This window comes from Youngiibacter multivorans (assembly GCF_017873395.1).
GTDB classification, from domain to species: Bacteria; Bacillota; Clostridia; order Clostridiales; family Clostridiaceae; genus Youngiibacter; species Youngiibacter multivorans.
Genome location: NZ_JAGGKC010000051.1, coordinates 1 through 9,573, shown reverse-complemented (window position 1 = coordinate 9,573; position 9,573 = coordinate 1). Strand labels below are relative to the sequence as shown.

The window sequence follows — 9,573 nt, the reverse complement described above, 5'->3', positions numbered from 1 at the left end:
TGCTAATTAATTTTAGTGGGGACCCTTCTCTGATTCAGTTTCGTAGGCGGAATTCAGGGAGGGGTTCTTTCCTTTCTATTCAATTCTTTCTCTCTCCAGTATATCCGTCAATTTACGGACAGGCAAGCATGGCTAATCTATGTCAAAATTTCGCGGCTCTAACAATCAACATCAAATTCTTCTTCAGATGGGAGTTCGAAGCCGTGTAGAATGCCATTGGAATAGGCACTATGATCTTTTATTCTTATAAGATATTTCCACCCCCGTTCCTGTATATGTGCCATGTTGTTATAAGCCTCATACCCTCTGTCAGCAATAATTAATGCGGGGGTTTTCATCATAGATCGGTCAACCATATCTGTAAGTGCCCGATTTTCATTAGAAAGATGCCCTTTCAGCACTATCGCATCCTCATATGTGTGTCGCTTGATATCATACAAAGCGTTTAGATGCAGTAGATTATATAGTTTTCTCCCATCCTTAGATTGATACAAAGAATCTAAGTCAGTTTTATTTGTTGGGATATGGATGTCAGAACCATCGACAGCCAGCAAACGGTACCCCTTAAACAACGAATCTACTGTTGTTCTTTGGGCAAATGAATGGAATAAACTTTCAAGTGCGGTATGTTTTATTTTTGCTCGCTGTTGTACAAATGCTGCAGCTGAAGCTACGTTCATACTACATCCGTATTGACTTAGGATTTCGTTAGTTAATGAACTTCCTTCCATTCCTAGTATCGAGATAATCATCTTTTCGAATGGAAGTTTTCGATTCCTAACGAAATCCACACCTGGTTTTCGGATGTGTTCACCTGGACCATTTTTCAAGTCATGAATGAGTGACAACAAAGTTTCTCTTAGCTCTTTCGGATTATTTTTCATGTGTGCCCTCCTTGCAATTGGTATCTTCCTAATTACAAGGGCCGCTTTCGTTACGGTATAAAAATTAGTAACGAAAGCGGCCGCACATTTTAAGTATCTTGTCAAACAAAAAATGAATTTTGGGTAAAAAAAGACCTGCACCACGTATAACGTGATGCAAGCTTTTTAACTTAATGCCATTGATGATTATCCCGGGCGACACTTTTGCAGCCGTAAAAACACAGCATGATGGCGATATTACGCTTGTGTCATGTGGTCATTTGCCATACCAGCTTCACAAACACAGCTATGGACATGGTGATGAATATGGGGCGTATGAACTTGGAACCGTTCCTGATTGCTAGGCGAGTACCAACGGTAGATCCTATCATCATGAAGAGTGCAACCGGGATGCCAATTGCATAATCTATCTTTCCGTTAAGCGCGAACATCACAAGTGAAGTTATGTTCGAGGTGAAGTTGATGAGCTTGGCATTACCTGATGCGTTTATGAAGTCATACCTGAAGAACCTTATGAATATGAAGATAAGGAATGATCCTGTACCAGGTCCGAAGAATCCATCGTAGAAGCCAAGGGTGAAGCCAACCAGGGTGCCGAAGAGCACCTTTCTTCTTGTTATCGTAGTGAAGTTGTTATGCTCTCCGATCCCTTTCTTGAAGACTGTATAAAGGCCGACCACAAGGATCATCACTGATACGAAGGGTGACAGGAAGTCCTGAGGTATGAGAAGCACGGTCCTGACTCCAAGTGCTGCACCCAGTACCGTTGCAGGTACTGCGAACCGAAGAAGCCTGAAGTTGATCTTGTTTGACCTGGCGTAGCCAAGGGTCGAGAGGAAAGAGCCTGAGGTACTGGCGAACTTGTTTGTGCCCAGTGCGAAATGTGGGGGTACTCCAGCAAAAAGGTATGCAGGAAGTGATATGAGACCTCCTCCTCCGGCGATTGAATCTACGAAGGCTGCAAGGAAGCCGGCTGAGCATAGGAAAATCATCTTAAAAAGCAAAGAAATCAGTCCAATCAAAATTTATTTTCACCATAAGATTATAACATGGAGAGCGCATGTCAGGAATGATATAATCTGACTGTATAGGATGGAGGTGGAAAAAGATGTCTGATAAATACAGGGATATGATTATGGGCCATGCACTGTCCAAGAAAAAGGCCGTGAGTTCATTTCCTTTCGATGATACTACTGAGGTCTTCAAGGTTTCCGGCAGGATATTCATGCTCGTTAACAATGAGGAGCCATTTGAAATAAGCCTGAAGTGCGATCCTCAGAGAGCAGTGGAGCTTCGGTCCATGTTCGGTTTCATAAGGCCTGGATACCATCTCAACAAGAAGCATTGGATTACTGTGGTTGTAGATGGCAGTATGGGCATCGGATTCTATGAGGAGCTGATCGACCATTCCTATCTGCAGGTTGTGAACAAGCTGACGAGGGCTGAGAGGGATGAGCTCAGGGATACAGAATGAGTTCACAAGGCTTGGATTTTCTGGTAAAGTATCAGGGTATCATTGAGAAAGGATTGATTTTTTGAAGAAGAACGAATTGATAGAAGTAAGAATAGAGTCGCATGAATTCCCAGCTACAGGAATCGGATATGCCGATGGAGTGAAAGTGTCAGTTAAAGGAGCTTTCCCGAGTCAGAAAGTTTCTGCGAGAGTGTCCAAGAACCGCAATGGAAAGGCTGAAGCAAAGCTGCGAGGGGTCTGTGAAAAGGCTCCATATGAGATTGATGCGCCTTGCAGACACTTCGGAAAGTGTGGCGGATGTATCAGCCAGAACATTCCAATGGACCTCCAGGAGAAAATGAAGAATGATGAGGTTGTAAACCTATTTTCTGAAGCAGGGCTTCCGATGGGTATATACGAGGGATTGGTTGCTGTAAAGGAACAATACGGATACAGGAACAAGATGGAGTTCACATTCGGTGACGAGGTAAGGAATGGTGAACTTACACTTGGAATGCACTACAGGGGTGTAAAGAATGCAGTTGTGAACGTGGATGGATGCCTGCTTGTCCCTGAGGACTTCACCAAGATTCTTAGCTACACGGTTGAACATTTCAGAAAGCTTGGAACTCCGTACTACAGGGTAATGAAATGGGAAGGGGTTCTAAGGCACCTGATGATCCGCAGAGGAGAGAATACCCGCGAGCTCATGGTTAACCTTATCACAACAACCAAGGGGGAGCTGGATACAGAAGTCTGGAAAAAGGGCCTTATGGAACTGGAACTCGATTATGACCTGGTTTCTGTCCTGCACACTGAAAATGACAATCCTGCAGATGCAGTAAACTGCGACAAGCTTAATGTACTTGAAGGCAGAGACCATATTTTTGAGGAACTGCTTGGTTTGAAATTCAAGATATCGCCCTTTTCATTTTTCCAAACAAATACAAAGGGTGCAGAGCTCCTATACAGCACTGTTAGAAGCTTCATCTCTGAAAAAAAGAACGAGATTTTCGACCTTTATTGCGGAACGGGAACTATCGGTCAGATCGTATCTGAATACGCTGATAGGGTCATTGGAGTCGAGATAATTGAAGAGGCGGCTTCTGCTGCCAATGAAAACGCTGTGCTCAACGGGCTTGACCACACAACCTTCATTGCAGGTGATGTCAAGGATGTCATAGCAAAACTTGAATCCTCTCCTGACCTGATAATACTTGACCCGCCCAGGGGGGGAGTACATCCAAAGGCTCTGGAGTACGTTGTGAACTTCAAAGCCAATGAAATAATATATGTATCCTGCAATCCCAAAACCCTTGTGTCTGATCTGAAATACCTGACAGCGAAGGGATATGAGATAAAGAGGACCAAGGTAGTAGACCTGTTTCCGAATACTCCACACATTGAGACAGTGATACTCCTACAAAGGGAAAAACCACAACATGTTGTATAAAATGCATGGTTGAGCCACTATATATAGTAATTTGTAAAATGTGTAGTTGTTTCCCAATACACCTATGGTTTAAGCGGATATAATATAAACTATAAGTTATTTCAGAATGCACAACATGGTGAAGACGTCATCTGGATATCTGGATTCTATATTTAGCAGACAAGACTACATTCCGAAGGTTAAATTGGGATTTGAAAGGAAATTAGAATATGAACCTATTTAAGCGATTCAAGAAAAAACAGGCAGTAAATGATTCGATGTATCTGTATACGGAAAAGGAGCGGGAGGAATATGAGAATGGCATCAGGGAAAGATTCGGAGAATACACTGAGGTAATTCATGAAATATTCTCGCCTGATATCCATTTGGATATCATCGTCGTCCCTCCTACAGAAGACAATGATTACTATACGCTTATTACTATGGGTGTTGGTGCTTTTAGAATGAACGTTCCAAAAGAATTGGAACGATATGACTATGGGAGAATGGAACTGGTATTATGTTTACCCTCAATGTGGGACATCAAATCAAAAAATGAAAAGGATTATTGGCCTATACGACAGTTGAAAGCTGCTACAAGATTGCCTATTCAATGTGATACCTGGTTAGGATACGGTCATACCATATCATCGGATCAGCACAATAGTCCATATGCTGCAAATACCAAATTCTGTACGATGATGTTGCTGAATGCACTTGACAAGGACTGGGAAACTTTTGATTTCAGCCTTGAAAGTAAAGGGAAAATCAATTTCTATCAATTATTTCCACTCTATAAAGAAGAACTGTTATTTAAGGAAAATAATGATGAAGACGCTTTACTGGATTTGTTTGATGATGATGATGTCACGCCAATAATCAATATTGCCAGAAAGAATTATTGCGATATCAGTAATTAAATTCAAACTTGTCGAGCCTGTGGGTAGCACGCCTTAGACAGCACGAGTTGAGACGATATGGTATGGTGTTGTCGAATTGTGCTTTGAAGATCTGATATCAATGAATTTAAGACGCGCACAGGAAACTATAGACGAGAAATCTTTTGCGCATGCTTACTCGTTGAAGATGAGTGTGTTTTTTGGCAGATGACGCTTTGGATAAAAGGGATATAAATTATGAGGGTTCGTTTATCAAAGCGCTTAATATAAAATGGAGAAAAATAGATTGAAAAACCAAATAACCAATTTTTCAATGAACTCGTTATAAGGAAGGTGTTGTTGTGGCTGATAACAAAAAAATACACTTTATCCCACCATTACCCCCGAAACGAGAAAAGCAGGTTGGTATTTATTGCCGTGTGAGTACAAACAGTGCTGACCAACTGAAAAGCCTTACCGCTCAAGTCTCAGCTTTAACAAGAGTAACAGCTGCTAATCCTAATTGGTTATTAGTAGATGTGTATATCGATATTGCTTCAAGTAAGACAGGTTCTTCGCGCAAAGAATTTTCTCGTATGCTGCATGATTGCAAGTCCCATGATATAGAAATCATCCTAACCAAGAGCATTAGCAGATTTGGCCGAGATACCGTAGAGATTCTTGATGCCTTGAATCAGCTAAGGATCCTCGGTGTACCTGTAATATTTCAACAGGAAGCACTCGATACAGCAGATACAAATAATGATCTTATGATTTCAATAATTGAGTCAATTGCTCAGGCCGAGAATGAATTACGCAGCGATAATATAAAATGGGGCATCAAACAACGTGCCGCTCAGGGGACTTCAAGGCTATATAACAGAAAATGCTATGGGTATTACAATGATGAAAATGGTAATCTGGTTATTGATGAGAAAGAGGCGAATAATGTTCGCATTATATTTAACCTTTATCTTCAGGGCAAGAGTGTTTTAGGTATTGTCAAAGAACTGGAACTATTGGGAATTAAGTCTCCTACTGGAAAGGCTACATGGCCTAAAAGATCAATTGACGTAATGCTCAGTAATGAAAAGTATATGGGCAATGTGCGGGTGTTGGATAATGGAAAGTACGAGTCATACTATCGGGTTGAGAATAACAATCCGGCAATAATATCTAAGGAAACTTTCCAAGCGGTGCAGATTGAAAAACAGCAACGAAGTAATGTTATTGAGAGTGAAGAATGTAACAAACGAAAAAACAAAAAATACAGTTCGAAGCAGTAAAAAACAAAATAGCCTAATCGAGAATTGTTTCTCGAAAGGATAGGGTAGCTGTCAAACCAGCATAAATACAGCATTATTATCATGTTCTTTAAAGATGTGAAATAGCCTAATAACTTCACGTTGAGACAGTCGTCTTGATAGAGAGGCAAAAGCCTTGAACGCCAAGGGATATGGCGATTTAATCAAAATGTAAAAATTGCGAAAAAAGCACCAAAATTCGGTAAAACTGCCAATTTTGGTGCTTTTTGATCAGGTGGGCATACTTTTACGCGAAAATCTTTAAAGCAAATATATAATTAAAAGATTATTCAGTATTTTTACACATCTATGTATCATTTTATATATTAGTATGCTAAAATATAAACAAATAAATCACTAAATTTCTTGATGATATGGAGGGAGTTTATGAAAAAGCTAAGTGTTCTCAAAACATTATGTAAGTTAGTTATAGTTATATCTTTTCTTGCATTATCTAATCATTCTACCAGTGCACTTGCAACTACACCATTATCTTCATTAACACCAATCGGAATGGGAATTGATGATATTAAGTTTGAATTAGACATGATGCCAATGGCCGTAGAGGTATGTAATGGATATGCTACACATGATGCGGTCGCTAGAAGCTGGGGAGTAATATATCGTGGTGTGTATCCTGATACTAGTAATAAAGTTTTTCCAGATCCTGGTGCATGTTGGCAATGCTCACGCTGTAGGATGGTTTTAATAACAGAATATGATCCATTAATAACAGGGTACGTTGGGTATTATGCTTCATATAATCCAGGATATGTAATCTCAATTTACGGTGCTACACTTTGGACAAATGATGTTTATTTTACAAACAACTCACGTGTTCCGTACTTTTCTTTACGGTATACATACTAACATTAAGCTAGTTAATAGATAGATATTTCAAACGATAGTATTTATAATTACTGTATCTAATAAAACAATATGGCATTGTAATATACTAATAAATTACAGTGTATTACAATAATAATAGAGGTATCTTTAATGAAAAAATTTTTAACTATATTTTTGATTCTTTTGGTTATTTTTATATCAGTAGGATGTAGTTCTGGCAGTAAAAGAGAAAAAGTAGCCAATGATTTTATTAGTGCATATTACAAGCAATATGAATACAGGGACAAACTCATTGAACTAAGAAAAAACGAGATCTCAAACACTAAAGTTGAAGAATATATTAATATAATATTTGGTGAATTATTGACTGAAAACGCCAAAAATAGGTTAATTTCGAATAGGATAATTCCAAAATGGGATATTATATATTCTAACGTGAATAATGCAACCGTGTCTAATATGGGTTTTACTATAGCAAAAAATGAAATAGAAGGGACTCTATCTTATAGTGCAACTATTATATATGAATTATTAAATGGAGAAAAAGTGGAGGGCGAAATAAGCGGCCTTATAATGATAATCGATGATAAAGGCACGTATAAGGTGGAAAATTTTAAAATTATTCAATAAAGTTATAGCGAAACTGCGAGACTTATTAATTACAGGATGAAGAATATTGGATTAGGACCATGAAAAGTTAAATTGGTATACGAATCTATATCAATACAATCTAAATATTATATTTTTTCTTATTCATGAAGTGTCGATGGTTCATTGTGTTGTAGAATTTAACATAAATTTGATTTATCATTATGTGCTTCTAAAAGTAATGTGTTAATTAACCATTTGACATAGAATCCTTAGTTTACCCCTTTGTGTTATAATAAATAAATTATGTGATTCCGTAGTTATATTGAATTTTTAAGGAGAAAGGAACTATGATAAAAGTGAAAAATAAAATTACTTGTTTGTTTCTTTATTCAATCTTATTTACACTAGTAGTTTCTAAAACAGTATTCGTATTTGGTACTGAGTACGAAAAAAGAGCAGAATTACCTATAACATACGAATTGCCAATGCCTGATATTTCATTGATAAATTTTAAAACTAGTGAAAATAGTTTTAAAGATATTTATGTTGATTCTCTGAAAAACATGTGGCTAAGTCAAGTTATTTCATATAACGAAACTCTATATAATCAAAAAGTATATAAAACGGTTGAAACTGGTAGCACAATAAATTTGATATTTGAAGATGATGTTATTGTCACTGATTATACTGAATTGGATGAGAAAAATATGGCTTATAGTGATATAAAGATACTCAGTGTGGAATATTTGAAACCTGAGATTGCTAAGGATATTTTAAGTGAACCTATGAGCTTGCCTAATAAAATTATCACGTATTACGGGTGGTCAAACGGATATGTTACTCTTGGCACAAAAACAGGACCAACCTACTTATCAATTGCGAATCTGGCTTTAACATATACGCCGATAAGTAGTAAGTTAGTAAGTTGGGTAGTTTCTGAAGCTGTTAGTGAGATTTTCACTTCCTTCGATAGAAATAGGCCAGTTACTGCTGAAACAAAAAACAAGTACTATTATCAAAATAAAGCTGGTGCTGTTTATGTTTCAAATCAATGGCTTCCTGTAGCCTACGTGGGATCGAGACGCTCATTCGCTTGGAGTTGGGCTTCAGTATACAACTATTATGGGGAGCCAATAGTAGATCAAAACGGACCAAAGAATGGGAATAACAGTACTAATCCAACTAATTATGATTCAATCGAAACAAAACCACATTTTTATGACAACTTATGGATTGTGAATAAAGCACTGGAAACTTATCAGACTGGCGGCTATTGGGATGCGTTTGGTTTAGCATATACTCCTTTAAATTAACTGTGATAAGTAAAATGAAATGTATTTTAAAATTTGTATTGTATATTCTTATTTCGTTATTTATTTTAAGTTGTAATTCAAACAAAAATTATGAAATTATCGATAAATACAATCACAACATCTCGCAATCGATGAAGGATTTTTTTTCGGCTGATGGTAATTCAACGTTAAGTAATTCGTTTCAGTCAAATTTCTGTAATCTAACAAAAGTTAAGTTTATAGATGACGAGGATTTAGTTGAATATACATTCTTTGTATATGATATTATCATTGCACCAAGGACCCTTAAACCTATATCGATAGAATCTATAAAAGTTTTACCTACTGGGGTAGCATTTGAATATCTAACTCATGACTTTAACAACGGTAGAAGTAACCTTAGTGATTGGCAAAGATTTGCCGAAAATTTAGACTTTCCTTTATGGACTGAAATCCAAGACTTCACAGCATATAGACTATTAGTAACGTATAATGACTTGGGAAGTGACACTATGACTTATTTCGGAATAAATGAAGAGGATTTGGAACCTGGTATGTTAGAAATCAAGTTGCGAATTAAATATTCTGGAGGAGTTGAGGAACTAATCTTACATTTTAAGAATGAACCTAAGATTTTGACTTCAATAGATGACCCCCAAATAACTTCATATCCGTATCTGAAAGCATTAGTAACAGAGGGTAAATCTGTTTTCAGGCTTGAACCATACAATAAATTAATACCTAATGAATGATATCAGAAAGGAGCTGTTGCAAAATAGCTCCAAGTAAAAAATGGTAAGCGGAAATTGTTGTGCACATGGTGGCTATGCCTCAAGTTTGTGAAAATGGAATATGCCCAGAAAAATGAAAACCCCATCCGAAGATGAGGT

The 9,573-nt window shown here is 37.5% G+C and carries 10 protein-coding genes; 8 read left to right on the top strand and 2 right to left on the bottom strand.

Features of this window, described 5'->3' with window-relative positions; translation table 11 throughout:
• Positions 1-158: 158 nt before the first annotated feature.
• Together J2Z34_RS17115 and J2Z34_RS17110 are read right to left on the bottom strand one after the other, a co-directional pair.
• Positions 159-884, bottom strand: a complete 726-nt coding sequence (locus tag J2Z34_RS17115) for a transposase (protein WP_209461087.1) — start codon at positions 882-884, stop codon at positions 159-161.
• Between the two features lie 248 nt (positions 885-1,132).
• The gene (locus J2Z34_RS17110; protein WP_245250907.1) at positions 1,133-1,888 is read right to left on the bottom strand and encodes a sulfite exporter TauE/SafE family protein; all 756 of its coding nucleotides are present in this window, start codon (positions 1,886-1,888) and stop codon (positions 1,133-1,135) included.
• A 104-nt stretch (positions 1,889-1,992) separates the two neighbouring features.
• Between J2Z34_RS17110 and J2Z34_RS17105 the strand changes: the two genes are divergently transcribed.
• The 8 genes from J2Z34_RS17105 (at position 1,993) to J2Z34_RS17070 (ending at position 9,435) form a co-directional block, all read left to right on the top strand.
• The gene (locus J2Z34_RS17105) at positions 1,993-2,358 is read left to right on the top strand and encodes an MmcQ/YjbR family DNA-binding protein (RefSeq protein WP_209461086.1); all 366 of its coding nucleotides are present in this window, start codon (positions 1,993-1,995) and stop codon (positions 2,356-2,358) included.
• 61 nt (positions 2,359-2,419) lie between these two features.
• Positions 2,420-3,790: a 23S rRNA (uracil(1939)-C(5))-methyltransferase RlmD gene (gene rlmD / locus J2Z34_RS17100; RefSeq protein ID WP_209461085.1), complete on the top strand. Its 1,371-nt coding sequence runs from the start codon at positions 2,420-2,422 to the stop codon at positions 3,788-3,790.
• Positions 3,791-3,999: 209 nt separating this feature from the next.
• Entirely contained in the window at positions 4,000-4,689 is a 690-nt protein-coding gene (locus tag J2Z34_RS17095) for a suppressor of fused domain protein (protein ID WP_209461084.1), read from the top strand.
• Positions 4,690-5,009: 320 nt separating this feature from the next.
• Positions 5,010-5,933: a recombinase family protein gene (locus tag J2Z34_RS17090; RefSeq protein WP_209461083.1), complete on the top strand. Its 924-nt coding sequence runs from the start codon at positions 5,010-5,012 to the stop codon at positions 5,931-5,933.
• Positions 5,934-6,338: 405 nt separating this feature from the next.
• A complete protein-coding gene (locus tag J2Z34_RS17085; RefSeq protein ID WP_209461082.1) occupies positions 6,339-6,821 on the top strand; it encodes a hypothetical protein in 483 nt (160 codons plus the stop codon).
• A 129-nt stretch (positions 6,822-6,950) separates the two neighbouring features.
• On the top strand, positions 6,951-7,430 hold the full coding sequence (locus tag J2Z34_RS17080; RefSeq protein ID WP_209461081.1) for a hypothetical protein: 480 nt from the start codon (positions 6,951-6,953) through the stop codon (positions 7,428-7,430).
• A gap of 308 nt (positions 7,431-7,738) precedes the next feature.
• Entirely contained in the window at positions 7,739-8,704 is a 966-nt protein-coding gene (locus J2Z34_RS17075; protein WP_209461080.1) for a hypothetical protein, read from the top strand.
• Positions 8,705-8,835: 131 nt separating this feature from the next.
• Positions 8,836-9,435: a hypothetical protein gene (locus J2Z34_RS17070; protein WP_209461079.1), complete on the top strand. Its 600-nt coding sequence runs from the start codon at positions 8,836-8,838 to the stop codon at positions 9,433-9,435.
• Positions 9,436-9,573 lie beyond the last annotated feature (138 nt).